Source organism: Micromonospora matsumotoense, assembly GCF_050951065.1.
Taxonomy (GTDB): Bacteria; Actinomycetota; Actinomycetes; order Mycobacteriales; family Micromonosporaceae; genus Micromonospora; species Micromonospora matsumotoensis.
Genome location: NZ_CP192025.1, coordinates 942,878 through 969,488, shown reverse-complemented (window position 1 = coordinate 969,488; position 26,611 = coordinate 942,878). Strand labels below are relative to the sequence as shown.

Here is a 26,611-nt window from a genome sequence, read left to right as displayed (position 1 = left end):
CCGGTGATCAAGAGGTTTGCGTCAGGAAACCGCGCCGGCCTGACCTGAACCTCTTGATCAACTCAAGCAGACGGGGGTGAGGGTGGGGGGAGGGTGAGGGTGGGGGTTAGGGAGAGGGTGGTTTTGCGGAGGGCGGCCTCGGGGTCGAGGTTGGTGTGGCGGGAGTGCGCGACCAGGGCCAGGAGGGTGGCGCCCAGGCGGGACTCCGGGTCGGGCTGGGCGTCGGGGGACGGCAGCGGGACGGTCAGACCGGCCCGACCGGCCCGGTCCAGGATCTTGGCGGCCAGGGCCAGGGCGGGCTGGCTCAGGGCGATGCCGTCGAGCACCGACGTGCGGGTCTTCTCGGTCTGCTTGATCCGCTCCCAGTTCGCCTCGATCTCCGCCAGGGAGCCCGCCTCGGCACCGGCGAAGACGTGTGGATTGCGACGGACCATCTTGTCGACCAGGATGCCGGCCACGTCGTCGACGTTCCACCGCTCACCCTCGGGCAGGTTCTCCGCGAGGCGGGCGTGCAGCAGCACCTGGAGCAGGACGTCGCCCAACTCCTCGCGCAGCGCGTCGGTGTCGTCGTCGTTGATCGCGTCGTACGCCTCGTAGCACTCCTCGATCAGGAACCCGGCCAGGCTGCGATGGGTCTGCGCCCGCTTCCACGGGTCACCACCCGGCGAGGCGAGCCGGTCCATCACCTCGACCGCGTCGAGGAGCCGGGCCCCCGGCGGGTCCCACGAGCCGTACATCAGCTCCATCTCGGCCAGCCCCGGTTGGCGGGCCAGCCGCAGGCCCAACTCCCGGGCCAGGGTCTCGTCGCCGGTCGGGCCGGCCAGCCAGACCGCCGTACCGTGTGCCGACGTGGCGGCCAGCAGCGCGTCGGTGGCCCCGCCGGAAACGACGGTGACCTCGACGCCCGCCGCGCGCACCGCCGTGACCTGGGCGCTCTCCGCACCGGTCAGCACCGGCGCGGAGCGCAGCACGTCCCAGGCGGCGGCGGTCAGCAGACCGGCCGGCAACCGGGGCGAGGTGACCAGCAGGACGATCCGGTGGGACGTGCTCAGGAGGCCACCGGCCCCTGCGCCGGGGTGGGGCTGGCAACCGGGTCAGGGGTCGACACGTCGGTCACCGGACCGGTCGCGTCGATGTACGGCAGCGCGTAGAAGACCAGCTCCTGGCCCTTGTTGACCCAGGCGGGGACGCCGAGCGGCCGGTAGCGGGGGTTGACCTCGACGTCGACCTTGTCGGCCTGCTCCCCCAGCGCGGCACTCAACGCGGAGGCGCTGCGGACGAAACCGCCGTCGCCGAAGAGCTGCCGCACCTGGGCCACCGGCAGCCCCTTGTCGATGCCACCGGTCTTCTCGATCGCGTGGTAGACCGCCATCACCGACTCGTCGCTCAGGTCGGCCGGCGGCAACTGCTGGCTGAGCACGGCGAACAGGTCCGCCCACTCGCCCCAGAGCTTCGCGAACTCCGCCTGCGGCGGCAACTGGAGCTGCGGGGCCAACTGGTCCGGGGTGATCTGGTCCGGGATCTGGAGCTTCTTCTCGGCCGCCACCCGCTTGCCCAGGTCGATGCTGACCAGCAGGTTCACCACGTCCTGCCGGGTCACCCCGGCACGCAGCTGCTCCGGGCCGGGAGTCTGGCCGGACTGGGCCGCGCCCTGCCGCACCGCCTCCGCGTACCTCGTCTGCGCGTCGGTGTAGATCGCGTCCACCCGGGCGACCGAGTAGCGACTGTCGCCGATGTATGCGGCCACATCCGGAGATGCCTTGCCGCAGGCGGTGAGGGAGAGGACACCCAGTGCCGCGACGCTGGCGGCGGCGATGAGACGGCGTGCACGCATGACGGTCACTCTCTCATGCCTGCCCGTGTACGGTGACGCCGCCCACCGCGGGCTGCGGCCCCACCCGGTGCCCGCGCCACCCGGCACCCCGCACGCGGTGCCGTCGGGCGCACGACGGACCGCTCATGCCCGCGCCCCCGCCAACGCGGCCGGCTCGCCGAGGACGTCGGAGAGCAGTTGGGCGCACCACTCCAACAGCGCCTGGTCGCGCAGCGGCTCGCCACCGACCCGCCGGGTGCTCGGCCGGGGCACGCTGACCTGGTCGGTGGCCTGCTTGTAGACCGAGTCCGGGTGGTAGCGCTTGAGCCGCAACTGCTTCGAGTCGGGCAACGGCAGCGGCCCGAACCGCAGGTGCTTGCCCTGCATGCTCACGTCGGTGAGGCCGTACCGGCGGGCCAGCAGCCGGAACCGGGCCACCGCGACCAGGTTCTGCACCGCGGCGGGCGGCTCGCCGTACCGGTCGGTCATCTCGGCCACCACCTCGCGCAGCCGTACGTCGTCGCGTGCCTCGGCGAGCTTGCGGTACATCTCCAGCCGCAGCCGCTCCACCCCGACGTAGTCGTGCGGCAGGTGCGCGTCGATCGGGAGGTCGATCTTGACGTCGGTCTCCTCCTCGGTGCTCTCGCCCTTGAACGCCGACACCGCCTCGCCGACCATCCGGACGTACAGGTCGAAGCCGACGCCCTCGATGTGACCGGACTGCTCACCGCCGAGCAGGTTGCCGGCGCCCCGGATCTCCAGGTCCTTCATCGCCACGTACATGCCCGCGCCCAGCTCGGTGTGCTGGGCGATGGTGGCCAGCCGCTCGTGCGCGTGCTCGGTGAGCGGCTTCTCCGGCGGATAGAGGAAGTACGCGTACGCCCGCTCGCGGCCCCGGCCGACCCGGCCCCGGATCTGGTGCAGCTGGGCCAGGCCGAGCAGGTCGGCCCGCTCCACGATCAGGGTGTTGGCGTTCGGGATGTCGATGCCGGACTCCACGATGGTGGTGCAGACCAGGACGTCGAACTCCTTCTCCCAGAAGCCGACCATCACCTTCTCCAGCGCCTCCTCGCCCATCTGCCCGTGCGCCACCGCCACCCGCGCCTCGGGCACCAGCTCGCGCAGCTTCCGCGCCGTCCGGTCGATCGACTCGACCCGGTTGTGCAGATAGAAGACCTGCCCGTCGCGGAGCAGCTCGCGATGGATGGACGCGGCCACCTGCCGGTCGTCGTACGACCCGACGAAGGTCAGCACCGGGTGCCGCTCCTCCGGCGGGGTGGCGATGGTCGACATCTCCCGGATGCCGGTGATCGCCATCTCCAGCGTCCTCGGGATCGGGGTGGCCGACATGCTCAGCACGTCGACCGAGGCGCGCAGCGTCTTCAGGTGCTCCTTGTGCTCGACGCCGAAGCGCTGCTCCTCGTCGATGACGACCATGCCGAGGGACCTGAACCGGGTGGCCGTCTGGAGCAGCCGGTGGGTGCCGATGACGATGTCGACGGTGCCGTCGGCGACCATCTCCAGCGTCCGCTCGCTCTCCTTGGCGGTCTGGAAACGGGAGAGCTGCCGGATGGTCACCGGGAACTGGTTCATCCGCTCGGCGAACGTGTTGTAGTGCTGCTGCACCAGCAACGTCGTCGGCACCAGCACCGCCACCTGCTTGCCGTCCTGCACCGCCTTGAACGCCGCGCGGACCGCGATCTCGGTCTTGCCGTACCCGACGTCGCCGCAGATCAGCCGGTCCATCGGGACGGTCTGTTCCATGTCCCGCTTGACCTCCTCGATGGCGGCCAACTGGTCGGGCGTCTCCTGCCACGGGAAGGCGTCCTCCAGCTCCCGCTGCCACGGGGAGTCCGGGGCGAACGCGTGCCCCTTGGACGCCTTGCGGGCCGCGTAGAGCTGGATCAGTTGGGCGGCGATCTCGCGGACCGCCTTGCGGGCACGGGCCTTGGACTTCTGCCAGTCCGAGCCGCCCATCTTGTGCAGGGTGGGCTGCTCACCGCCGACGTAGCGGGAGAGCTGGTCGAGCTGGTCGGTGGGGACGAACAACCGGTCGCCGGGCTGACCACGCTTGCTGGCCGCGTACTCGATGACCAGGTACTCCCGGGACGCGCCGTTGACGGTGCGTTGCACCAGCTCGACGTACCGGCCGATGCCGTGCTGCTCGTGCACGACGAAGTCGCCGGCCTTCAGCTCCAGCGGGTCGATGGTGTTGCGCCGCCGGCTCGGCATCTTGCGCATGTCCCGGGTGGAGGTGCCCCGGCCACCGCTGACGTCGTTGCCGGTGAGCAGCACGAACTTCGACGTCTCGTCGACGAAGCCGGCGGTCAGGCAGCCGCAGGCGACCAGCACCTCACCGGGGGCCGGCGCGACCGGCACCTGCTCGGTGAGCCGGGCCCCCAGGCCCGCGTCGCGGAGCACCTCGACGGCCCGCTGGGCGGGACCGTGCCCCTCGAAGACCAGCGCCACCGACCAGCCCTCGCCGGTCCAGCGCGTGATGTCGTCGACCACCCGGCCGGTCTCACCGTGGTAGAGCGGGGCGGGCTGGGCGGCCAGGCTCACCGCGATCGCGTCGTCGGGGGTCACGTCGACCTCGGCCGGCGCGTCCTCCCAGGGCTGCCGGGCAGGGGTGGCGGCGTCCGCCTCGCCGAGCCCGAACGGGGCGAGGGTCCACCAGGGTTGACGCAGGGCGCGGGCGGTGGCGCGTACCTCGGCCAGGGACTTGAAGGCGGCGGCGCCGAGGTCGACCGGGGCCTGACCGCCGACGGCGGCTGCGGCCCAGCTGGCCTGGAGAAACTCCTCCGAGGTACGGACCAGGTCGTGCGCCCGGGTACGGATCCGCTCCGGGTCGCAGAGCAGCACGTGGGTGCCGGCCGGCATGGTGTCGACCAGCAGCTCCAGGCTCTCGCTGCCGAGCAGCGCCGGCACCAGCGACTCCATCCCCTCGACCGGGATGCCCTCGGCCAGCTTGTCGAGGATCTCGGCCAGCTCCGGGTGCTCCCCGGCGAGCGCGGCGGCCCGCCGGCGCACGGCCGGGGTCAGCAGCAGTTCCCGGCACGGCGACGCCCACAGCTGCGGTACGCCTTCGATGGTGCGCTGGTCGGCGACGGCGAAGGTGCGGATCTCCTCCACCTCGTCGCCCCAGAACTCGACCCGGGACGGGTGCTCGTCGGTGGGCGGGAAGACGTCGAGGATGCCACCGCGTACCGCGAACTCGCCGCGCTTGGTGACCAGGTCGACCCGGGCGTACGCCAGGTCGGTGAGCCGACGGGCGACCTCCTCCAGGTCGGCCTCCTCGCCGGCGGCGAGCTGCACCGGCTCCAGGTCGCCGAGGCCCTTGAGCTGCGGTTGCAGCAGCGACCGGACCGGTGCCACCACCACCCGCAACGGCCCGGTCACCCCCTGCGCGTCGGCGTCGTCCGGGTGGGCGAGGCGACGCAGCACGGCCAGCCGCCGGCCGACGGTGTCGGAGCGGGGCGAGAGCCGCTCGTGCGGCAGCGTCTCCCAGGACGGGAAGACCGCCACCTGCCCGGCCGGGAGCAGGCTGCCCAGCGCGGCGGCCAGGTCGTCGGCCTCCCGGCTGGTGGCGGTCACCGCCAGCACCGGCCGGCCGGCCCCACCGATCGGCTCGTCGGCGGCGACGGCGGCCACGGCGAACGGGCGCAGCGCGGCCGGGGCGGTCAGGTCCAGCCCGTCGACCTGGGCGGCACCGGAGCGCGCCAGGTCACGAGCGCGGGCCAGCCCCGGGTCGGCCAGGGCGGCGGAGAAGAGTCCGGTGAGCATCAGTGATCACTTCCAGGGAGTCGACGCGCACGACTGCTGCCCCTCGTCCGGCCGGACGGGGGGTGCACGACGACCAGCCTATCCCCGCCGACCGCCCCATCCCCGCCCACCCGACGAGCCCCTCACCCCACCCAAGATCATCTCAATGTCACGGATGTAGCGGCATCCCCGCTCGCAGACACCCCTACATCCATGACATTGCGACGCCTCACCCGGGAGGTGTTCAGGCGGCGCGGATCAGGTGCGGGTCGAGCTGGCTGATCAGGTGGCGGGACAGGCGGGCCAGTCGGCGGGACTGGGCGAGGCCGATCGGCCAGCGGTCGACCTCCTCGCCGGCCGAGCGCTCCAACAGCAGCCCGGACGGGGGGTCGGGCCGACATCCATGCGCCCGGTGTCTTCGTGCTGAAACGAGATGCCCGGTAACGCGGATCGCGTCGACCGGGGCCGTCAGTAGCGCACCATGATCCGGCGTTCGATCGCGTCGACCACGATCTCCCCGCCGTACGGGACGATCAACTGCGGGTCGGTGTGGCCGAGGTCGACGTCGAAGACCACCACCGGGTCCGGGTGGTAGGCGGCCAGCGCCCGGGTGATGGCGCCCCGTTGGGCGGCGGCCCAGGCGAGTCGTTCCGGCACCGGCAGCGGCCGTTCGAAGTCCCACGCCTTCGGCCGACCGACCACGACCGCCGGGAAGGCGGCGAGCAGCCCCCGCTCCCCCATGTTCCGCATGATCCGGAACACCTCCTGCGCGCCGGGCATCTCGTTGGAGGTCTCGACGACCAGCACCGAGCCGGCCAACTCCGCGGCCGACGGGACCCGGTCGGCCGCCATCAGCCAGTGCAGGATCTCCAGGCAACCGCCCCAGGTCCGGCCCTCGACGACCGTCGACGGCCCGCGCCAGCGCCAGCCCTCACCGGGCCGCATCGGTGGGGCGACCGCGAGCGCGGCGGGGTCCCGCCAGTCGCCCGGTTCGTCGCCCCACTCCGGCGCGGGGGTCAGCTCGTACCAGCCGGAGGTGAACAGGGCGGCGCGCAGCGAGTCGAAGGTCACCGGGTGCGGCGCTCCGGGTCGGCCGAGGTGCACCAGCACCGAGCCGCCGTGGTAGGCCACCACCCCCAGCCGGTACAGGTGGTTGAGGACGTTGGTGTGGTCCGAGTAGCCGAAGTAGGGCTTCGGGTTGGCCCGCAGCACCGCGTCGTCCAGGTGCGGGGTGACGGTGATCAGGTCGTCCCCGCCGACGGTGGCGAGCACGGCGGTGATCGTCGGGTCGGCGAAGGCGGCGGTCAGGTCACGCGCCCGGTCGCGGGGGTCGGCCCGGGTCTGCCGGGTGGTCGGATACTCCACCGGCACCAGGCCGAACTCCTCGCGCAGCCGGCGCAGGCCCAGCTCGTGCACGTGCGGGAAGAGACCCGGCAGGCCGGCGGAGGGGGAGACCACCGCGACCCGGTCACCCGGCTTCGGCTTGGCGGGGTACGCGGGAAGGGCCACGATCGGAACCTACCGCCCACCACCAGCGGTTTTCGCCCGACAAAACCCCCAAGTCACGCATTACGGCCATAGGCTGAGGGCGTGGACGAGGAGCCGCGCACCCCGGACTGGCTGCCCCGCACGGCAGCCCTGCTGTTCGGCACGCTGGTGCTGGCCACCGCGTTCATCGCGGCCTACGTCGGCGCGCTGCACCAGCCGCACCCCCGGGACGTGCCGGTCGGGGTGGTGACCGGCGACCAACGCGCCGAGGCGCTGCTGACCGCCGTGCGGGCCCGCACCGACACCATCGAGCCCATCGGGTACGCCGACCCCGGCGCAGCCGACGACGCGCTCACCGCCCGCCAGGTGTACGCCGTGCTCACCTCCGCCCCCGACGGCACGCTCACCCTCGCCACCGCCAGCGCCTCCGCGCCGGCCGCCACCGAACTGGTCACCCAGGTCCTCACCCCGGCCGCCCGGCAGGCCCAACTGCCGCTCACCGTCACCGACCAGGTGCCCGTCTCCCCCGACGACCCGCGCGGCCTGGTGCCGTTCTATCTGGCCGTCGGGCTGGTGCTCGGCGGCTACCTGGCCTCGACCGCGCTCGGTGTCTCGCTCGGCACCGCCCCGCGCGGCCTGCGCCGGGCCGGACTGCGGATCGGCTCACTGGCCGTGCACGCGGTGCTGCTCGGGACCATCGGCGCGGTGCTGGTCGGCCCGGTGCTCGGTGTCTGGGACCACGACCTGGTCACCGTGGCGGCCGTCGGGGTGCTCACCGTCTTCACCGCCGCGATGGTGGCCGCCGCCGTGCAGGGCTGGCTGGGGCTGCTCGGCACCGGGCTGGTGATCCTGCTGCTGGTGGTGCTCGGCAACCCCGGCTCGGGCGGCATCTACGCCCCGGAGTTCCTTCCCGCCGCGCTGCGCGGCATGCACCGCTGGAACGTCCCCGGCCTCGCCACCGACCTACTCAAGTCGGTGGTCTACTTCGACTGGCGGTCCGCCCGGTGGCCGCTGGCGGGGCTGCTGATCTGGACCGCCCTGGGGCTGCTCGGCCTGCTCACCGCCGCCCTGTTCCGGGAGCGCCGGGCCGATCCGGCGCGGACGAGGAGTGGGACCCGTCGATCGTGGGGAAGGTGACACACCGAACCCCTTCCTCCCGGACCGGGCCGCGCGGATACCATCCAGGGAGTCGGACAGCGCTGTCCTTCGTACTCACGTAAGGAGCGCACGGTGACCGACCAGCATGATCACGACGGGCCCGACGCGGCACTGCGGGCCGACATCCGTCGGCTCGGCACCCTGCTCGGTCAGACCCTGGCCCGGCAGGAGGGTCGGCCGCTGCTCGACCTGGTCGAGGAGATCCGCGCCCAGGTCCGCTCCGACCCGCCGGCCGCCGCGCAGCGCCTCGGCGGGCTGGACGTGACCACCGGCACCAAGCTGGCCCGCGCCTTCTCCACCTACTTCCACCTGGCCAACATCACCGAGCAGGTGCACCGGGCCCGGGACCTGCGCCGCCGCCGGGCGATCCAGGGTGGTTGGCTGGACCAGGCCGCCAAGATGATCGCCGAGCGCGGGGTGCCGGCCGAGGAGATCGCCGCCGCCGCCCGCCGCCTCGCGGTACGCCCCGTCTTCACCGCCCACCCCACCGAGGCGGCCCGCCGGTCGATCCTGTCCAAGCTGCGCGCCATCGCCGACGAGCTGGACACCGAGACCACCAACGCCATCCTCTACGGCGCCAGCGACGAGGGCCCGGCCAACCGCCGCCTCGCCGAGCTGCTCGACCTGATGTGGCAGACCGACGAGCTGCGCCTCGACCGGCCCGACCCGACCGACGAGGCCCGCAACGCCATCTACTACCTGCGCGACCTCTACGCCGAGGCCGCCCCGCAGGTGCTCGACGACCTGGCCGACACGCTGCGCACCCTCGGCGTGGAGACGTCGCCGACGTCGCGCCCGCTGACCTTCGGCACCTGGATCGGCGGTGACCGCGACGGCAACCCGTTCGTCACCCCCGTCGTCACCCGGGAGGTGCTGCGCATCCAGCACGAACACGGCATCGCGGCCACCGAGGCGGCGATGGAGCACCTGGTCAACGAGGTCTCCGTCTCCCGCCGGCTGCGCGCCGTGTCGCTGGACCTGTCGGCCAGCCTCGCCGCCGACCTCGACGCACTGCCCGACGTGGCCCCCCGGTTCCGCCGGGTCAACGCCGAGGAGCCCTACCGGCTCAAGGCCCGCTGCGTGAAGGCGAAGCTGGCCAACACCCGGGAGCGGCTGCGCGCCGGCACCCCGCACGTGCCGGGCCGCGACTACCAGGGCTCCGGCGAGCTGGTCGCCGACCTGGAGCTGCTGCGCGCCTCGCTGGCCCGCAACTCCGGGCAGCTCACCGCCGTCGGCCGGTTGGCCTCGACCATCCGTACCGTCTCCGCGTTCGGGCTGCACCTGGCCACCATGGACGTCCGGGAGCACGCCGAGAAGCACCACGAGGTGCTCACCCAGCTCTACGCGGCAGTCGGCGAGGTGTCGGACTACCCGTCGCTGACCCGACTGGAGCGCACCAAGCTGCTCGCCGACGAGCTGACCGGTCGCCGGCCGCTGTCCGCCCTGGACACCCCGTTGACCGAGGGGGCGCGCAAGACGTTCGACGTGTTCGGGACCATCCGCGAGGCGCAGGACCGGTTCGGTGGCGAGGTCATCGAGTCGTACATCATCTCGATGACCCTCGGGGTGGACGACGTCCTCGCGGCGGTGGTGCTGGCCCGGGAGGCCGGGCTGGTCGACGTGCACACCGGGCGGGCCCGGATCGGCTTCGTGCCGCTGCTGGAGACCCCGGCCGAGCTGAACGCCGGCGGCGAGATGCTCCACGAACTGCTCTCCCTGCCAGCCTACCGGGCGCTGGTGGCGGCCCGGGGCGACGTGCAGGAGGTGATGCTGGGCTACTCCGACTCCAACAAGGAGGCCGGCATCACCACCAGCCAGTGGTCCATCCACCGGGCCCAGCGGGCGCTGCGGGACGTGGCCGCCCAGCACGGCGTGCACCTGCGGTTGTTCCACGGCCGGGGCGGCACGGTCGGGCGCGGCGGCGGCCCCACCCACGAGGCCATCCTGGCCCAGCCCTACGGCACCCTGGACGGCGCGATCAAGGTGACCGAGCAGGGTGAGGTCATCTCCGACAAGTACACCCTGCCGGCGCTGGCCCGGGAGAACCTGGAGCTGACCGTGGCCGCGGTGCTCCAGGCCACGCTGCTGCACACCGCGCCCCGGCAGCCCGCCGAGCAGTTGGAACGCTGGGACGCGGCGATGGACGTGGTCTCCGAGTCGGCCTTCCGGTCCTACCGTGGCCTGGTCGAGGACCCGGACCTGCCGGCGTACTTCTGGGCGTCCACGCCGACCGAGCTGCTGGGCGCGCTCAACATCGGCTCCCGGCCGGCGAAGCGGCCCAACACCGGGGCCGGCCTGGGCGGGCTGCGGGCCATCCCGTGGGTGTTCGGCTGGACGCAGACCCGGCAGATCGTGCCCGGCTGGTTCGGGGTCGGCTCCGGCCTCGCCGCCGCCCGCGCGGCCGGCCTGGAGGACGTGCTGGCCGAGATGAACCGCAACTGGCACTTCTTCCGCACGTTCCTGTCCAACGTGGAGATGATGCTGACCAAGACCGACCTCAGCATCGCGCGCCGGTACGTGGAGACGCTGGTCCCGGAGCAGCTGCACCCGATCTTTGACAAGATCGCGCAGGAGTACGAGCTGACCAAGCAGGAGGTGCTGGCGGTCACCTCGTCGCCGGCCCTGCTGGAGAACTCGCCGGTGCTCCAGCGCACCCTCGCGGTGCGCGACACCTACCTCGAGCCGCTGCACCACCTCCAGGTGGCGTTGCTGCAGCAGTACCGCGACTCCGGCGCCGCCGGCCGGGCGGTGGCCACCGCGCCGGGCGGCCGACGCGCCCCCAGCGACGGTACGGCCCTGGAGCGTGCCCTGCTCACCACGGTCAACGGCATCGCCGCCGGGATGCGCAACACCGGCTGACAACGCGGGAAAGGCCCCTCCCCGCCGCGTTCGCGGATGGGAGGGGCCTTTCCCGCGCCTGGCGCAGGAGCGTGCGGGAAGTGGGCGGGACTTCAGAAGTCGCCGCCGCCGCCGAAGTCACCGCCGCCGAAGTCACCACCGCCGAAGTCACCGGCGGTGCCGAAGTCGTTGTTGCCGACGTCACCCGCGATGCCGAAGTCACCGCCGGCGAAGTCGCCACCGTCCCCACCGAAGTCACCGCCGGCAAAGTCACCGCCGGCGGCGTCGTAACCGGGATCGGCGAAGGCCGGCGAGAAGAGCGCGTCGGCGATCAGCATGCCGCCGACCACGCCGACGCCGGCTCCCAGCGCGGTCTTCCACCAGGGCGTCGAATACCACCCGGACGGCACCGCCCGCCCCTGGTAGCGGCCGCCGGGGTAGTAGTACGGGGTGTCCCGGCCGGGCTGCGGGCCGGCCTTGAAGGTCTGCCCCTGCACGTCCACCTGGCGTTCCCGGGTGATCTCCCCGGCGCCCTGCGCGGCGGCCAGCGGGGGCAGCTCCGGGCCCGGGTCCAGCCCGAGCGCCACCCGGGCGGCCCGCGCGTAGGCGAGCCCCTCCAGGGCGGTCTCCCGGGCCAGCCGGAACTGGTGGACGGTCCGCGCCTGCTCCAGCTGGCTGCCCGCCGCGTTGTACCGCTCACCGGCGTCGACCAGGGCCTGACGCACCGCCGGCTCGTCGCCGTGCAGGTTCATCACCTGACCGCCGAGGCGTTCGTACCACCGTTGGGCGTCGGCCCGGACGTCGGCGAGGCTGCGCGCCTCCCGGGCCGCCTTCTCCCGCCGCCACCAGACGAAACCACCGGCCAGCAGGGCGATCAGGATCGCCACGAGCAGAAATTCCATTCTACGAACGTACCCGGGGGCGTCGAGTCGTACCCGTTTGGCAAGCTCTGGTGATGGACTTCTCGACGCTGGCCGTGGTGGTCGTCTGCCTCGCCGCCGGCGGGGCGGTCGGCTGGTACGCCGCCCGCTCCCGGTCGGCCACCGAGATCGCCCGGCTGGAGGCCACCCTGGCCGCCACCCGGGAGGGCGAGGGCCGGCTGGAGCAGTCGATGCGCGCGCTGAGCTACGAGGCGACCGCCCAGTCCCAGGAGGCGGTGGCCCGTGCGGTCGCCCCGCTGCACGACACCCTGCGCCGCTACGAGGTGCGGGTCGGCGAGCTGGAACGCGACCGGGTCGACGCCTACGCCGAGCTGCGCGAACAGGTCCGCTCGATGGGTGCCGTCTCCAGTGAGCTGCGGACCGAGACCAAACAGCTGGTCGCCGCGCTGCGCGCCCCGCAGGTACGCGGGCGCTGGGGCGAGCACCAGCTCCGCCGGATCGTCGAGGCGGCCGGCATGCTGGAGCACTGCGACTTCAGCGAGCAGGTCACCGCCGCCACCGACCACAAGGGGGTCCGCCCCGACCTGGTGGTCCGGTTGCACGGCGGGCGGACCGTGGTGGTGGACGCCAAGGCCCCCTTCGACGCCTACCTGACGGCGATGGAGGCGCGCGACGAACGCGGCCGGGACGCCCACCTCGACCGGCACGCCAAGCACCTGCGCGGGCACGTCGACGCGCTGGCCGCGAAGACCTACTGGGCGGCGTTCGACAGCAGCCCGGAGTTCGTGGTGCTGTTCGTGCCCGCCGACCCGTTCCTGGACGTGGCGTTGCAACGCGACCCGACGCTGCTGGAGCACGCGTTCGCCCGCGACGTGGTGCTGGCCACCCCGGCCACCCTGGTCGCGCTGCTGCGGACGGTGGCGTACTCGTGGCGGCAGGAGGCGCTGGCCCGCAACGCGGTGGCGGTGCACTCGCTGGCCCGTGAGCTGTACGGCCGACTGTCCACCCTGGGCGATCACGTGGGCAAGCTCGGCACCTCGCTCGGCGGCGCGGTGACGGCGTACAACCGGGCGGTCGGTTCGCTGGAGGCGCGGGTGCTGGTCAGCGCACGCAAGCTGGCCGAGCTGGGCGTCTCCGACCAGGAGCTGGCCGTCCCCGCCCAGGTCGAGCTGGCCCCCCGCCAACCCCAGGCCCCCGAGTTGCTCCCCACCGACGAGCGCTCCTAGCCCACCCCCACGCGCTCCACCTGCTCACCCGGCCCGCCCGGTCCGCCGGCCCCGATCGGGACCGACGGCTCCGCGTTCGTCGACCCCGGGCCCGCTCGCCATATCGTCCCAACAGCGGTTTCGGAGCAGCCGGACACCGCCATATCGGCGACATTGCGTCGATCTCACGGGGCCGGGCACGGGGTCGGGGCCGGGCACGGGGTCGGGGTCGGGGAGTCCGGGCGGATCAGGAGCGGCGGGCGGACTCCACCACGAACGGGACGCCCTGTTGGCAGGTGCTCATCAGGTCGGGCTGGGCCCGGCCGGTGACGCTGACCCGGGCCCCCACGACGAGCACGTCCCTGGGGCCACCGACCAGTTGGTGACCGTCGAGCAGCAGGCACCCCGGCTCGACCCCCGACTCGACCGTGCCGGTCAACTCGGTCGCGCCCGCACCGGGCGGCACCTTGGGCCCGCCGGACGGCAGCTTGGGCCCGCCGGGCGGCATCGAAGCACCGGGCGACACCGAGGCACCCATGGATGGCGCCGACGGGGTCACCGTGGCCGGCGGCACGGTGGCCGATGGGGTGGTCGTCGGCGAGCTGGTCGGCGTGGCCGGCGGGCCGGTGGTGTCGGCACCGTCCCCACTGCCACAGCCGGCGAGCGCCAGACCGGCGGCCAGCACGACGAACGCCATCCGAGGAGTTCTCATACCCACTGGGACGCACCCCGTCCGTGTTCCGTTCCGGGCGACCGGCATCGATCCGCGAGAGCGCGCCCCGATGCGCCGACCGCGGCGGCGGGTCAGCCGCGGGCGGCGGCCTTCATGTCCCGCTTGAGCTCCTGGGGCAGCGAGAAGGTCAGCCGCTCGTTGGCGGTCACCACCTCGTCGACGTCGGTGAAACCCCGCTCGGCCAGGTACGCCAGCACGTCCTGGACCAGCTCGTCCGGCACGCTCGCGCCGGAGGTCAGGCCGACGGTGGCGGCACCGGTCAGCCAGGCGTCGTCGATCTCGTGGGCGAAGTCGACCAGGTGCCCGGCGCGGGCCCCGGCGTCCAGGGCCACCTCGACCAGGCGTACCGAGTTGGACGAGTTGCGCGAGCCGACCACGATCACCACGTCACAGTCGGCGGCGATCTCCTTGACCACGTGCTGCCGGTTGGAGGTGGCGTAGCAGATGTCGTCGCTGGGCGGCGACTGGAGCAGCGGCAACCGGGTCTTGAGCCGGGCCACCGTCTCCAGCGTCTCGTCCACCGACAGGGTGGTCTGGGAGAGCCAGACGACCTTGCTCGGGTCCCGCACGGTGATCTTGTCGGCGTCGTCCGGGCCGTCGACCAGCTGGATGTGGGCGGGGGCCTCGCCGGCGGTGCCGATGACCTCCTCGTGCCCCTCGTGGCCGATCAGCAGGATGTCGTAGTCCTCGGCGGCGAACCGCTTGGCCTCCTGGTGCACCTTGGTCACCAGCGGGCAGGTCGCGTCGATCGCCTTGAGCGACCGGGCCTTCGCCTGCTCGTAGACCTCAGGGGCGACGCCGTGCGCGGAGAAGATGACGGTGGCGCCCTCCGGCACCTCCTCGTTCTCCTCCACGAAGATCGCACCCTGGGCCTCCAGGGTCTGCACCACGTGCCTGTTGTGCACGATCTGCTTGCGGACGTAGATCGGGGCACCGTAGAGCTTCAGCGCCTCCTCGACGGTCTGCACCGCCCGGTCCACCCCCGCGCAGTAGCCGCGGGGCTTGGCCAGGAGGACACGCTTGCCGGTCTTGGGGGTCGCCTCAGCCTCGGTCACCCACCCATCGTACGTGCCGACATCCGCACCGGCAGTGGCTGCGACCCGTACCACAGCGGGGGCACGACGACCCGGTCGGGCGGTGCCGTCGGGGCTGCCCGGGGTCGTCGGAGGTGGACCGTAGGGTGGGCGGGTGACCGACGCCCCACGCAGCACCCCCGAGGAGCCCTGGCCGGTCCGGGTGGTCAGCCAGAAGGTCGGTGCCTGGATCGCCAAGCTCGGCTGGGTCTGGGTGGACGGGCAGGTGGCACAGATCAGCCGCCGGCCGGGGGCGGGCACCGTCTTCCTCACCCTGCGCGACCCGTCGGCCGATCTCAGCCTCACCGTCACCACCAACCGGGACGTCCTCGACTCCGGGGCTCCGGAGCTGCGCGAGGGTGCCCGGGTGGTGCTGCACGCCAAGCCGGAGTTCTATGCGGCCCGGGGCACGCTGAGCCTGCGCGCCGACGAGATCCGCCAGGTCGGGCTGGGTGAGCTGCTGGCCCGGTTGGAGAAGCTCAAGAAGCTGCTCGCCGCCGAGGGGCTGTTCGACCGGGCCCGCAAGCGTCGACCGCCGTTCCTGCCGCAGCGGATCGGCCTGATCACCGGCCGGGCGTCGGCGGCCGAGCGGGACGTGTTGACCAACGCCCGGCGGCGCTGGCCGGCGGTGGAGTTCCGCACCGTCAACGTGGCGGTCCAGGGGCCGGGTGCGGTGTCGCAGATCGTCGACGCGCTGCGGGTCCTCGACGCCGACGAGACCATCGACGTGATCATCCTGGCCCGGGGTGGTGGCGGCATCGAGGATCTGCTGCCCTTTTCCGACGAGGCGCTGTGCCGGGCGGTCTTCGCCTGCCGTACCCCGGTGGTCAGCGCGATCGGCCACGAGACGGACGCCCCGCTGGTCGACTACGTCGCCGACGTCCGCGCCTCCACCCCGACGGACGCCGCCAAGCGGGTCGTCCCCGACCTGGCCGACGAGGTACGCCTGATCGGCCAGGCCCGGTCCCGGCTGGAGCGGGCGGTCCGCAACCTGGTCGACCGGGAGTCGCACCGGCTGACCCTGCTGCGGTCCCGGCCGGTGCTGGCCCGCCCGCAGGTGATGGTCGAGCAGCGGGCCGCCGAGGTGACCGCGTTGCGCGACCGGGCGGGGCGCAGCCTGACCCACCGGCTCGACGCGGCCACCGCCGACCTGCGGCACACCCTGGCCCGGCTGCGGGCGCTCTCCCCCGCCGCCACCCTGGACCGGGGTTACGCCATCGTGCAGCGGGCCGACGGGCACGTGGTCCGGGCGGCCGGCGAGGTGGCCCAGGGCGATCCGCTGCGGGTACGCCTCGCCGAGGGCGAGCTGACCGCGACCGTCGAGGAGATGAGGACGAGATGAGCGACCGGAAGCCCGACGAGCAGCTCAGCTATGAGCAGGCCCGCGCCGAGCTGGCCCAGGTGGTGGAGCGGTTGGAGGCCGGCGGCACGTCGTTGGAGGAGTCGCTGGCGCTGTGGGAACGGGGCGAGCAGCTCGCCGCCGCCTGTCAACGCTCCCTCGACGGCGCGCGGGCCCGGATCGACGCCGCCCGGCCGACCGCCGAAGCCTGACCCGCCCTGGGCGCTCGGCGGGTCGGTCCGGAGCAGCGGGTCGGTCCGGACCGGCGGGTCAGCCGACGAGGCGGATGCGGACCCGACGGTTCTGCTTGCCCTTGCTCTCCACCTTGACGACCTGGAGCCGCCCGACCTGCCCGATGGACGCGACGTGGGTGCCGCCGTCGGCCTGCACGTCGAGGCCCTCGATGTCGACGATCCGGACCTCCTGCTCGTCCGGGGGGATGAGGTTGGTCTGGGTACGCACGATGTCGGGGATGGCCAGCGCCTCGTCGCGCGGCAGCACCCGTACGGAGACCCGTCGGTCGGTGGCCAACTCCTTGTTGACCGCCTCCTCCAGCAGCCCCTTGAAGCCTTCGGGTGGCTGCGGCAGGTTGAAGTCCATCCGGGCCTCGCCCGGCTCCATGTTGCCGCCGGTCACCAACGCACCGAAGTCGCGGAACACCACCCCGCAGAGCACGTGCAGCCCGGAGTGGGTGCGCATCAGCGTGAACCGGCGTTCGTCCTCGATCGCGCCCTGGATCTCGGCACCGACCGGTGGCACCGGGTCACCCTCGGCGGGGATCAGGTAGAGGTCGTCGCCCTTGTGGGTGCCGACGATCCGGGTCTGCACCCCCTGCCACAGCAGGACGCCGTGGTCCGGTGGCTGACCGCCGCCGCCGGGATAGAAGGCGGACCGGTCCAGCACGATGCCACGCTCGGGGTCGACGTGCACCACCTGGCAGGTCCACTCGCGCAGGGACGGGTCGGCGAGGTCGAGACGCTGGGTGCGTCCGTGGTGGGAGATGCCCATGGAGGCGCAGCGTACTACCGATCGTCGCGGACCGTGAGCCTAGCCACGCCCGGCCTCGACCCAGTAGCCGGCCAGCCGCTTGACCACCTCGACCAGCTCACCCTCGTCGAGGGTGAAGGGGAGGCGGACATGGTCCAGGTAGGAGCGGGCCCCCACGGCGAAGTGCGCGCCGAGCATCAACTGCATGCCGTGCCGCTGGGCGACGTGGTTGAGCTGTTGCAGGGGGCGGGGGGTCGCGCACCAGACGCTGAGCCCGCCGTGCGGTGACTCGTGCCGCCACTGCGGCAGGTGCTCGGCGAGCGCGGCGAGCAGGGTGTCGCGGCGGCGGAGCAGTTCCCGCTGCCGTTCGAGGCGGATCTGCGGCAGGTCGTCGAGGAGTTCGACGGCGAGCAGTTGGGTGGGCAGCGGGCAGCCCAGGTCGTACATCGCCCGCAGGTGCACGATCCGTTGCAGCTCCCGGCGGGGCCCGACCAGCCAGCCGATCCGCAGGCCCGGCCAGCAGACCTTGCTGAGGCTGCCCACCGTGTAGATCTGCGCGCCGGGGGCGTACGCGGCGATCGGGGGCGGCGGTTGCGGACCGTCGATCCGGGTGTCGGCGAGGGTGAGGTCCTCCACCAGCGGGACCCCGTACCGGCGGGCGATGGAGGCGACCGCCGCGCGGCGGTGCTCGGTCATCGTCCACCCGGTCGGGTTGTGGTAGGTCGGAATGAGGTAGATGAACGAGGGTTCGTACCGTCGGACGGCCGCCTCGACCGCCTGCGGGTCGGCGCCCTCCCGCTCGATCGGCACGACGACCAGTCGCAGTCCGGCGGTACGCAGGGACGCCAGCACGGTCGGGCAGGTCAACTCCTCCACCAGCACGGTGTCGCCCCGGCGGGTCAACGCGCCGGCCAGCAGGGACAGCGCCTGGGTGGCGCCGTTGGTCACGATCACCTCCTCGGCGGCGGTGACCCGGCCGTCGGTGGTCAGCTTGCCGGCGATCCGGTCCCGCAGCGCGGGGTAGCCGGCCGGTTCGTACACCCGGCCGGGCAGCGCCGCGGCGGCCAGGGCGGGCAGCCGGGACATCGCCGTCATCAGCCACGGGCCGGGCGGTGGCGACGGGACCGTCAGGTCGACCGCCCGGACCCGGTCGCGGACCACGTCGGCGATGAAGCCGCTCGCCGCGGCGCCGTAGTCGGCAGGCGGCGCGACGGCGGGTTGGGCGTGCGCGACCCGGGTGCCGCTGCCCTGGAGGCTGACCAGCCAGCCCTCGTCCTTCAACAGGCTGTACGCCTGGGCGATGGTCGTCCGGCTGACGGCCAACTCCACGGCGAGCCGGCGTTCCGGGGGCAGCTCACTGCCCGGGGGCAGCGAACCGAGCCGGATCAGCAGCCGCAGCTGTTCGGCCAGCCCCCGGTAGAGCCGGGTCTGGTCCTGCTTCCACGCACCGAGCTGAGCGGCCAACTCTTCCGCGTTCATGCTCTCCCCCCAATGGACTGAGGATTGGCTATTTCCCTCAGCCACTGACTTGAGCAATATTCCATCGTCACGTTAGCGGGGGGCTGTGACTACCATCTGGCATCGCCTCGGCGGCCAGTGCCAGCTTCCCGATCGTGGCGCCGCAGCGAGTGTCACCTCACTCGAGCCGCCAAAGGAGACGGTTCCAAGCAGAACGGGGAGCAGGAGCCGCATGGAGTCGTCGTTGCACGAAACTGCGGGCTCGAACGGCACGGGGCAGCGCGTACCCGCCCCCCGCGCCGGCTCCACCCCGAACCCTCCGCCGGGCGGCAAGTCGTCGTCGCCGGCCGCCGACGCATCCCCCGGTGAGGCCGACAGGGCCCCCGAGTCGACCGACGCCCTGGGGCCGCTGCTGCGTCAGGAGGTCCTGCGGATCACCGAGGCCGAGGCTTCCTCGGCGGTCACCCAGGTGCTGCTGGCACCGCAGCGACTGCGCACCATCTGCGCACACGCCATGGAGGACCTGCTCGCGCTGGCCCGCCGGGACCCGGCCGCCGGCGGTTCGTGGCGGTACGTCTGGGACAGCTACATCGCCTACCGGGCGACCCTCGCCTACCGGGTGGCGCACGCCATCCACCGGGCCGAGGACACCCCGCTGAGCCACGACGTCCGGCTCGCCGTGGCCCGCCGGGTCTCCGAGGTCGCCAAGGTCCGCACCGGCGTGGAGATCCACCCCTGCGCCACGATCGGGAGACGGCTGATCATCGACCACGGGCTCGGCACCGTGATCGGCGAGACCACGGTGATCGGCGACGACGCGTACATCCTCCAGGGCGTCGTGCTCGGCGCCCGGGGCATCGCCGACAACCCCAGCGGCCGGCGGCACCCCCGGCTCGGCGACCGGGTCGAGGTCGGGGCGTTCGCCCGCATCCTCGGCGCGGTGACGGTCGGGGACGACGTGCTGATCGGGCCCGGGATCATCGTCACCACCGACGTGCCGAGCCACCGTCGGGTGCGGCTGCTCAACCAGTACCAGGGCACCTCCGGCGAGTGCAACGTCCGGGTCTTCGGCGTCGTCCCGGTCTGCGAGGGCGTGGTCGAGGTGCACGGCACCGGCCTGGCCGCGATCGAGGTCGACCTGGTGACCAGCACCGGCCAGCACCGCCCGGTGGTGGTCCTCGAACGAGACGACCGGCGGGTCCGGTGCGCGGTGAACCGCCCCGGCACCGACGAGCGGCTCCGGATCATCGACACCTGCGGAAACGAGACGGTCCTCTACAACCTCCAGCAACTGTGGCGGGCGCTCGACGAGTTCGGCTTCGCGTGACCAGGAGACATGACATGACGAACGACACCGGCCGGCGCGTCGGCCCGTGGCAGCTCGGGCTGCTCTACCTGCTCGTGTGCCTGATCTGGGGAACCACCTGGTACGGCATGAAGATGAGCGTGGAGACCCTGCCCCCGATCACCGCCGCCGGGTTGCGCTTCCTGGTGGCCTTCCCGTTCCTGCTGGCCGTCTGTCTCGCCGCACCGGGGGTGTCGTTGCTGCCGCCGCCGGGGCGACGCTGGGTGGTGCCGTTCATCGCGGTGGTCTACATCGCCGTCCCGTACGCCCTGATCAACTACGGCGAGCAGCACATCAGCTCCGGCCTGGCCGCGTTGATCTTCTCGTCGGTCGTGGTCTTCCTGTTGCTCTTCTCGGTGCTGATCTCGCGGATCTCGGTGAGCTGGATGCAGTGGGCCGGCGTGGTGATCGGCCTCGGCTGCCTGGTCGGCATCGTCCAACTGACCGCCGGGATCAGCGCCCGGGGCATCCTCGCGCCGGCCGCCGTGCTGCTCGCCGCGGTGATGCACGCCCTGACCTACGCGGTGATGGCGCGCTACGGCGGCACCGTGCACGTGCTCACCCAGGAGACCCTGCCGATCGGGCTCGGCGCGCTGGGCCTGGTCGTCCTCGGTGTGACGGTCGAGCGGCCCGATCTCGGCGCGATCTCCGGCCGGTCCCTCACCGGCGTGCTCTATCTCGGGCTGGTCGGCTCGGTGATCGGCTTCGCCGCCTACTTCTACCTGCTCCAGCACGTCGACGCGGTGCTGGTGTCGTACGTCTTCGTGCTCTTCCCGGTGGTGGCCCTGTTCGGGTCGGCGGTGCTGGAGAATTCGGCGCTGCCGGCCCTGGCGGTGGTCCTGGCCGTGGTCATGCTCGCCGCGTTCGGTCTGACCAAGAAGGCGAGCGGCGGCAGATCGGCACCGGCACCGGCGGTCCCGGATGCCGGCTCCCCCCTCGACGGGGCGACCCTCGACGCGATCTACGAGCACGCGCGGATCGCCTACCCCGGGGAGGCGTGCGGGTTCGTGCACGCCAGCGGGCGGGTGCACGAGGCCCGCAACATGGCCGACGAGATGCACCGGCAGGACCCGGTCCGGTTTCCGCGCGACGCCGCCACCGGCTACGTGCTGCCCCCGGCCGACCTGATCTATCTGGAGGACCACCTCGACGGGGACGATCCGGTGGTGGTGCTCTACCACTCGCATCCCAACGGTCGAGCCTACTTCAGCGACGAGGACCGGCGCAACGCGCTGATCGACGGGGTGCCGCTCTATCCGACGCTGGAGCAGTTGGTGGTCGGCATCGACGACACCGGCGTCCGGGAGGCGCGGTTGTTCCGCTGCGTCGATGGCGAGTACACCGAGCTGCGGTTCCTGCCCGGTCCGGACCGGCGCGCGGCGGAGGTGGGTTGAGGTGGGCATCCGTGACTCGATTCTGGACACCGTCGGCGGCACCCCGCTGGTGCGGCTCAGCCGGCTCACCGCCGATCTGCCCGGGGAGATCCTGCTCAAGCTGGAGCTGAACAACCCGGGCGGCAGCCACAAGATGCGCATCGCGTTGAACATGATCCGGGCGGCGGAGCAGGAGGGCCTGCTCAAGCCGGGCTCCGGGCAGACCATCCTGGAGCCGACCGGGGGCAACACCGGGATGGGGATCGCGATCGCCGCCGCAGTGCTCGGCTACCGGGTGGTGCTGGTCATTCCGGACAACTACAGCGAGTCGAAGCGTCGGCTGCTGGCCAGTTTCGGGGTGGATGTCCGGCTCTCCGACAGCACCCGGGGCAACAACTCACACGGCGAGCTGGCCACCGAGATCCAGTTCGAACACCCCGAGTACGTCATGCTCAACCAGGCCGCCAACCCGGCCAACCCGGAGATCCACCGGCTGACCACCGTCCGCGAGATCATCGCCGATCTGGACGGCACCCGGGTGGACTGCTATGTCGCCGGCATCGGCACCGGCGGGCACCTCACCGGCATCGGTGAGGTGCTCCGGCAGCACCAGGGCGGGCTGCGCATCCTCGGCGTGCAGCCGGAGGGTTGCGACATGTTCGCCGACGTCTTCGTCCCGCACCGGATCCAGGGGCTGTCCATCGGCATGATCCCGCCGGTGCTCAACACCGAGATCATCGACGAGATGGTCGCGGTGAGCGAGGCGGACGCGATCGATGGGATGCGCCGGCTGATGCAGTCGGAGGGCATCGGCGCGGGGCCGTCCACCGGCGCGAACATCGCCGCGTGCCGCCGGCTGCTGGCCGCCTCGGACGAGCCGCTGACCCTGCTGACGGTGGCCTACGACCGGGTCAACGACTACCTGGAACTGCTCTGACCCCGGGCTGATCCCACCACGCCGCCGGACATCTCCCGACCGGGTACCGTGCGCCGGCGACGACGGGCCGCCCCGGTCGATGCCGTGCTGTCGACTGCCACCCGAGGGATGCCGGGCCGCCGGTGACTCCGGGGCCGGCCGCCGCAGCCCGTGGCCGGGTGGAGACGACGATGGCGGGGGCCCACCCGGGCCACCCCGCCATCGGTCTCCAGGCTTCAGTTGAACAGGTTGTACAGCTCCTGCGGGGCCTCGACCACCTGGTCGGCGGAGGGCTTCTGGGCGGCGGCGGCGTTCCCGTAGTCGGAGTAGGTGATCTTGAGGTCCTGCGCGGCGCTCTGGCCGGCGGCCGGGATCTGGACCACCAGCTCGCTGAGCCGGCCCTGCGGGTCCAGCTTCGCGGTGAACGGCACCGACTGCGCCTGGGCACCCAGCGCGGTGATCACCGTCGGGTCGACGGAACCGGCCTCGGCGGCCTTCGACACGTCCAGGGTGCCGGCGTAGCTGCCCTCACCGGTCTGCCGGACCTCGGTGATGCCCTGGGTCAGCACGGCGCTGCCGGCCGGGTCGACCTTCTCGAAGTCGAAGCCGAGCGACTTGTTGCCCTTGATCCGGGTCTGGTCGAGGTGCTGGTACTTGCCCAGGCTGAGCTTCTGCGCACCGGGGATGCTGCTGGCGGACTTGCCGCCCAGGTCCAGCTTGACCCAGCTGTCCGGCTTGGCGTGGATCAGGTCCAGGTTCATCATCAGATCCGAGGACGCGTCACCGATGCTCACCTTCATCTGGGCGCTCTGGCTGGGCTGGTGCACCTGCCCCTCGGCGGTGGAGCCCACCCCGGTCATGGTGAACCGGAAGTTGCCGTTGCGGATCTCGTTGGTGGAGTCCAGCAGGGCCTGCTTGGCCTCGGAGGTGCCGGGCGAGGCGCTGCCCGGGGCGGCGCTGCCGGAGACCGTCGGGGATGCGGAGGCCCCCGCCTCGCCGCTCCCGGAGTTGTTGCAGGCGGCCAGGCCGGGGGTGAGCAGCGCTGCGGCGAAGACCGCCGTGCTGAAACGTCGAATGGTCACGTCAGGCTCTCCAGTCGGGTCGTCCGGCCCCCGGCGGATGCCGGGGGCGTGGCGTCGCGGGCGTGACGCTTCCCGCGCGGCGCGCGATCCCCGCCCGGTCGCGCCGGCCCCGGGGTCGCGTCCCTTCTGTTCCCGCGCGTCGCCTTCCGCAATCCACTCCGCGGCATACCGCCGCACACTTCCTGGCCGGCGGGGCACCGCACGCCGTGACCGACGCACCACCGGGCGCGCTCGACGCCGACATGCCGGCCCTGGTCAGCGCAGTGCGCCGGCCAGTTCGCGCAGCTCGTTGTCCCGGGCGTCGCCGACCACGATCACCGTACGGTTCGGTGCGAGCAAGACCAGGGCCTGCTCGTTGCCCCGCCCGGTGTACCGCTGCCAGTTCGCCCCGCCCAGGTCGGCCGGTCCCTGCGGCTGCCCCTCGGCGGTCAACTCGGCGGGCAGCAGCCGCTCCGGCGGCACGTTGCTCTGCACCAGTTGGGCGCCCCGCCCTTCCGGAGTGAGATAGCCCACCCGCAGGTTCGCCCCGTCGTCCACGGTACGGAAGCTGGCGCTGACCGTACGCCAGCCGGAGCCGAGCCCGGTCGGCTCGGCGACCGGGAAGACGTTCGCGGCGCGGGCCTGCTCGTAGGCGGGGGCGGCGTCGACGGTGGTCGGCTGCTCGCCACCGAGGAATCCCCGGTAGAAGGCGAGCAGCAGGGCGATCGGCACCAGCAGCACCAGCAGCGACAACGCCATGTCCTTCGGCGACCGCTCGGAGCGGGACTTCTCCGCCCGGCCGGACCGGACCACCGCCCGCTCGCCGGCCCGGTCGTCCGCCGCCGCGACCAGCGCCGGTTCGGCGGCCGGCGCGGGCCCGACCGGCGGTACGGCGGGTGCGACGCCGGCGACCGGCTCGGCGGTCGGGGGCAGCGGCGGCCGGCCGGCCGGCGGGGTCGGATCGGCGGGTACGCGGTCGGCAGGCTGTGCGGGCTCCACCGGCCCATTCTGGCAGCCGCCCGGAGGGGCGATCCCGCCCACCATCGCCCCGCCCCGCCGCCGGACCTGGCATCGTGTGAGGATCAGCGACAAAACTGGCAGTGGCGACCGCAGCCCCTGCCGGTCCACCCCGCACCGTCGCGAGGAGGAAGCCGCCATGACGAACACCAGGACGCGGGTCCCGCAGGATCTCGACCGCAACCTCGCTCTCGACCTGGTCCGGGTCACCGAGGCCGCGGCGATGGCCGCCGGCCGGTGGGTCGGCCGGGGCGACAAGGAGGGTGGCGACGGGGCAGCCGTCGACGCCATGCGCAAGCTGATCAACTCGATCCAGATGCGCGGCATCGTGGTGATCGGCGAGGGCGAGAAGGACAACGCGCCGATGCTGTTCAACGGTGAGGAGGTCGGCGACGGCAGCGGACCCGAGGTGGACGTGGCGGTGGACCCGGTCGACGGCACCACGCTGATGAGCAAGGGCATGCCCAACGCGCTCGCGGTGCTGGCCGTCTCCGAGCGCGGGGCGATGTTCGACCCGAGCGCCGTCTTCTACATGGAGAAGCTGGCCGTCGGCCCGGCGTACGCCGACGTGGTGGACATCGAGGCCGGGCCGACGGAGAACATCCGGCGGATCGCCAAGGTCAAGGGCACCGACGTCGCCGAGGTCACCGTCTGCGTGCTGGACCGGTCCCGGCACGAGGACCTGGTCGACGAGATCCGGCGGACCGGGGCGGGCATCCGGTTCATCTCCGACGGGGACATCGCCGGGTCGATCGCCGCCGCCCGGGGCGAGTCGGGCGTCGACGTGCTGATGGGCATCGGCGGCACCCCGGAGGGGATCATCTCCGCGTGTGCGCTCAAGTGCATGGGCGGGGGGATGCAGGCCAAGCTCTGGCCGCGCGACCCGCAGGAGCGGGAGAAGGCGCTCGCCGCCGGGCACGACCTGGACCGGGTGCTCGGCACCGACGACCTGGTCACCGGGGACAACTGCTTCTTCGTGGCGACCGGGGTCACCTCCGGCGACCTGCTGCGCGGGGTGCGTTACCAGGCCGGCGGGGCGTACACCCAGTCGATCGTGATGCGGTCCAAGAGCGGCACGATCCGGGTGATCGACTCGTACCACCGGTTGGAGAAGCTGGCCCTCTATTCGGCGGTGGACTTCGACGGCAGGCCCCTGGCAGAGCAGGAATGACCGCGACCGACACCGCGGTTCCCCCCGTCCTGCCCACCTCCCGCCGGATCGCCGGGATCGGGTTGGCGACCGTCGCCGGCGTCGGGGTGGCCGTCCAGTCCCGGATCAACGGCGAACTGGGCGTACGCCTGGCCGACGGGATCGCGGCGGCGGTGGTCTCGTTCGGTCTCGGGCTGCTGGTGTTGTTGGTACTGGTCCCCGCGCTGCCCGGTGGGCGGCGCGGGCTGGCCGAGCTGCGCGGGTCGCTGCGCTCCGGCGCGCTGCGCCCCTGGCAGTTGCTGGGCGGGGTGTGCGGGGCGTTCCTGGTCGCCACCCAGGGGCTCACCATCGGCGTGCTCGGCGTGGCGGTCTTCACGGTGGCGGTGGTCGCCGGGCAGTCGGCCAGCAGCCTGGCCGTGGACCGGGCGGGGATCGGGCCGGGCGGGCGGCAGCCGGTGACCGTCGCCCGGCTGGCCGGCGCGGTGCTGACCGTGCTGGCCGTGTTGTTGGCCGTCGGTGACCGGCTGGGCAACCCGGGTGCCCTGGTGCTGGCCCTGCTGCCGCTGCTGGCCGGGCTGGGCCTGGCCTGGCAGCAGGCGGTCAACGGTCTGGTCCGGGCGGCCTCGGGCAGCGCGCTCACCGCCACCCTGGTCAACTTCGCGGTCGGTACGGCGGCCCTGCTTGTCGCCTTCGGCGTGGAGGTGGCGGTCCGGGGCGGCCCCGGTGGCGCGCTGCCGACCGAGCCGTGGCTCTATCTGGGTGGCCCGATCGGCATCGTCTTCATCACTGTCGCGGCGGCGCTCGTGCGGTTCACCGGGGTGCTGCTGCTGGGGCTCGCCACCATCGCCGGTCAGGTCGTCGGGGCCGTCGCGCTGGACGTGGTGCTGCCGACGGCGGCGTCGCACCCGGGCCCGGCCACCCTGGCGGGCGCGGCGCTCACCCTGATCGCGGTGCTGGTCGCGGCGCTCGGGCCGGCACCCCGCCGCTGACCCGCCCCGCGGTCGGTGCGGGCCG

22 protein-coding genes are annotated in these 26,611 nt (G+C 72.8%); 10 read left to right on the top strand and 12 right to left on the bottom strand.

Translation table 11 applies throughout. The annotated features are described in order from the left end of the window. Nucleotides 1–62 precede the first annotated feature (62 nt). From ACQP1S_RS04635 to ACQP1S_RS04615, 5 genes are all read right to left on the bottom strand, one after another. The gene (locus ACQP1S_RS04635; RefSeq protein WP_432907789.1) at nucleotides 63–1,052 is read right to left on the bottom strand and encodes a nucleoside triphosphate pyrophosphohydrolase; all 990 of its coding nucleotides are present in this window, start codon (nucleotides 1,050–1,052) and stop codon (nucleotides 63–65) included. Then, nucleotides 1,049–1,834, bottom strand: coding sequence for a hypothetical protein (locus tag ACQP1S_RS04630; RefSeq protein WP_432903358.1), 786 nt, complete (start codon nucleotides 1,832–1,834; stop codon nucleotides 1,049–1,051). The genes ACQP1S_RS04635 and ACQP1S_RS04630 overlap by 4 nt, the downstream gene beginning before the upstream one ends. Before the next feature lie 123 nt (nucleotides 1,835–1,957). After that, nucleotides 1,958–5,596: a transcription-repair coupling factor gene (gene mfd, locus ACQP1S_RS04625; RefSeq protein ID WP_432903355.1), complete on the bottom strand. Its 3,639-nt coding sequence runs from the start codon at nucleotides 5,594–5,596 to the stop codon at nucleotides 1,958–1,960. A gap of 223 nt (nucleotides 5,597–5,819) precedes the next feature. Beyond that, nucleotides 5,820–5,945, bottom strand: a complete 126-nt coding sequence (locus tag ACQP1S_RS04620; RefSeq protein WP_432903352.1) for a hypothetical protein — start codon at nucleotides 5,943–5,945, stop codon at nucleotides 5,820–5,822. Between the two features lie 98 nt (nucleotides 5,946–6,043). After that, nucleotides 6,044–7,084, bottom strand: coding sequence for a S66 family peptidase (locus tag ACQP1S_RS04615; RefSeq protein ID WP_432903350.1), 1,041 nt, complete (start codon nucleotides 7,082–7,084; stop codon nucleotides 6,044–6,046). Between the two features lie 81 nt (nucleotides 7,085–7,165). Here ACQP1S_RS04615 and ACQP1S_RS04610 point away from each other — a divergent pair, with 81 nt between their 5' ends. Continuing rightward, complete coding sequence (locus ACQP1S_RS04610) at nucleotides 7,166–8,200, top strand: hypothetical protein (protein WP_432903347.1); 1,035 nt, start codon at nucleotides 7,166–7,168, stop codon at nucleotides 8,198–8,200. A 93-nt stretch (nucleotides 8,201–8,293) separates the two neighbouring features. Further along, nucleotides 8,294–11,080, top strand: a complete 2,787-nt coding sequence (gene ppc, locus ACQP1S_RS04605) for a phosphoenolpyruvate carboxylase (RefSeq protein ID WP_432903344.1) — start codon at nucleotides 8,294–8,296, stop codon at nucleotides 11,078–11,080. 92 nt (nucleotides 11,081–11,172) lie between these two features. Here ppc and ACQP1S_RS04600 read toward each other — a convergent pair whose 3' ends face one another. Further along, the gene (locus ACQP1S_RS04600; RefSeq protein WP_432903341.1) at nucleotides 11,173–11,961 is read right to left on the bottom strand and encodes a hypothetical protein; all 789 of its coding nucleotides are present in this window, start codon (nucleotides 11,959–11,961) and stop codon (nucleotides 11,173–11,175) included. Nucleotides 11,962–12,014: 53 nt separating this feature from the next. On the opposite strand from ACQP1S_RS04600, the gene ACQP1S_RS04595 reads away from it, so the two are divergent. Beyond that, on the top strand, nucleotides 12,015–13,166 hold the full coding sequence (locus ACQP1S_RS04595) for a DNA recombination protein RmuC (RefSeq protein ID WP_432903338.1): 1,152 nt from the start codon (nucleotides 12,015–12,017) through the stop codon (nucleotides 13,164–13,166). Nucleotides 13,167–13,392: 226 nt separating this feature from the next. Here ACQP1S_RS04595 and ACQP1S_RS04590 read toward each other — a convergent pair whose 3' ends face one another. Together ACQP1S_RS04590 and ACQP1S_RS04585 are read right to left on the bottom strand one after the other, a co-directional pair. Beyond that, entirely contained in the window at nucleotides 13,393–13,857 is a 465-nt protein-coding gene (locus tag ACQP1S_RS04590) for a hypothetical protein (RefSeq protein WP_432903335.1), read from the bottom strand. Between the two features lie 92 nt (nucleotides 13,858–13,949). After that, nucleotides 13,950–14,933 (bottom strand): 4-hydroxy-3-methylbut-2-enyl diphosphate reductase, encoded by a 984-nt coding sequence (locus ACQP1S_RS04585; protein WP_091248586.1) that lies wholly within the window; start codon nucleotides 14,931–14,933, stop codon nucleotides 13,950–13,952. A gap of 133 nt (nucleotides 14,934–15,066) precedes the next feature. Here ACQP1S_RS04585 and xseA point away from each other — a divergent pair, with 133 nt between their 5' ends. Both xseA and ACQP1S_RS04575 read left to right on the top strand, forming a co-directional pair. Further along, nucleotides 15,067–16,293 carry an exodeoxyribonuclease VII large subunit gene (gene xseA / locus ACQP1S_RS04580; protein WP_363672112.1) on the top strand — a complete coding sequence of 409 codons (1,227 nt, stop codon included), beginning with the start codon at nucleotides 15,067–15,069 and terminating at the stop codon, nucleotides 16,291–16,293. Continuing rightward, complete coding sequence (locus tag ACQP1S_RS04575) at nucleotides 16,290–16,502, top strand: exodeoxyribonuclease VII small subunit (RefSeq protein WP_363672114.1); 213 nt, start codon at nucleotides 16,290–16,292, stop codon at nucleotides 16,500–16,502. The genes xseA and ACQP1S_RS04575 overlap by 4 nt, the downstream gene beginning before the upstream one ends. A gap of 58 nt (nucleotides 16,503–16,560) precedes the next feature. Here the strand turns inward: ACQP1S_RS04575 and ACQP1S_RS04570 are convergent, their stop codons facing one another. Both ACQP1S_RS04570 and ACQP1S_RS04565 read right to left on the bottom strand, forming a co-directional pair. Continuing rightward, nucleotides 16,561–17,298: an alanyl-tRNA editing protein gene (locus ACQP1S_RS04570; RefSeq protein ID WP_357894057.1), complete on the bottom strand. Its 738-nt coding sequence runs from the start codon at nucleotides 17,296–17,298 to the stop codon at nucleotides 16,561–16,563. A 39-nt stretch (nucleotides 17,299–17,337) separates the two neighbouring features. Beyond that, the gene (locus ACQP1S_RS04565; RefSeq protein WP_432903325.1) at nucleotides 17,338–18,756 is read right to left on the bottom strand and encodes a PLP-dependent aminotransferase family protein; all 1,419 of its coding nucleotides are present in this window, start codon (nucleotides 18,754–18,756) and stop codon (nucleotides 17,338–17,340) included. A gap of 223 nt (nucleotides 18,757–18,979) precedes the next feature. On the opposite strand from ACQP1S_RS04565, the gene ACQP1S_RS04560 reads away from it, so the two are divergent. Genes ACQP1S_RS04560 through ACQP1S_RS04550 form a run of 3 tightly spaced genes read left to right on the top strand, consistent with a single transcriptional unit; the run spans nucleotide 18,980 to nucleotide 22,390 of the window. Next, nucleotides 18,980–20,062, top strand: a complete 1,083-nt coding sequence (locus ACQP1S_RS04560; RefSeq protein WP_432903322.1) for a serine O-acetyltransferase — start codon at nucleotides 18,980–18,982, stop codon at nucleotides 20,060–20,062. Between the two features lie 14 nt (nucleotides 20,063–20,076). Next, the gene (locus tag ACQP1S_RS04555; protein WP_432903319.1) at nucleotides 20,077–21,474 is read left to right on the top strand and encodes an EamA family transporter; all 1,398 of its coding nucleotides are present in this window, start codon (nucleotides 20,077–20,079) and stop codon (nucleotides 21,472–21,474) included. A gap of 1 nt (nucleotide 21,475) precedes the next feature. After that, entirely contained in the window at nucleotides 21,476–22,390 is a 915-nt protein-coding gene (locus ACQP1S_RS04550; protein WP_363672122.1) for a PLP-dependent cysteine synthase family protein, read from the top strand. Between the two features lie 215 nt (nucleotides 22,391–22,605). Here ACQP1S_RS04550 and ACQP1S_RS04545 read toward each other — a convergent pair whose 3' ends face one another. Together ACQP1S_RS04545 and ACQP1S_RS04540 are read right to left on the bottom strand one after the other, a co-directional pair. Beyond that, nucleotides 22,606–23,451: a hypothetical protein gene (locus ACQP1S_RS04545; protein WP_432903316.1), complete on the bottom strand. Its 846-nt coding sequence runs from the start codon at nucleotides 23,449–23,451 to the stop codon at nucleotides 22,606–22,608. A gap of 255 nt (nucleotides 23,452–23,706) precedes the next feature. Continuing rightward, nucleotides 23,707–24,429: a DUF4245 domain-containing protein gene (locus ACQP1S_RS04540; protein WP_432903313.1), complete on the bottom strand. Its 723-nt coding sequence runs from the start codon at nucleotides 24,427–24,429 to the stop codon at nucleotides 23,707–23,709. A gap of 157 nt (nucleotides 24,430–24,586) precedes the next feature. Here ACQP1S_RS04540 and glpX point away from each other — a divergent pair, with 157 nt between their 5' ends. Beyond that, a complete protein-coding gene (gene glpX, locus ACQP1S_RS04535; protein ID WP_432903310.1) occupies nucleotides 24,587–25,618 on the top strand; it encodes a class II fructose-bisphosphatase in 1,032 nt (343 codons plus the stop codon). Further along, nucleotides 25,615–26,586, top strand: a complete 972-nt coding sequence (locus tag ACQP1S_RS04530) for a DMT family transporter (RefSeq protein WP_432903307.1) — start codon at nucleotides 25,615–25,617, stop codon at nucleotides 26,584–26,586. The genes glpX and ACQP1S_RS04530 overlap by 4 nt, the downstream gene beginning before the upstream one ends. Nucleotides 26,587–26,611: the final 25 nt, after the last annotated feature.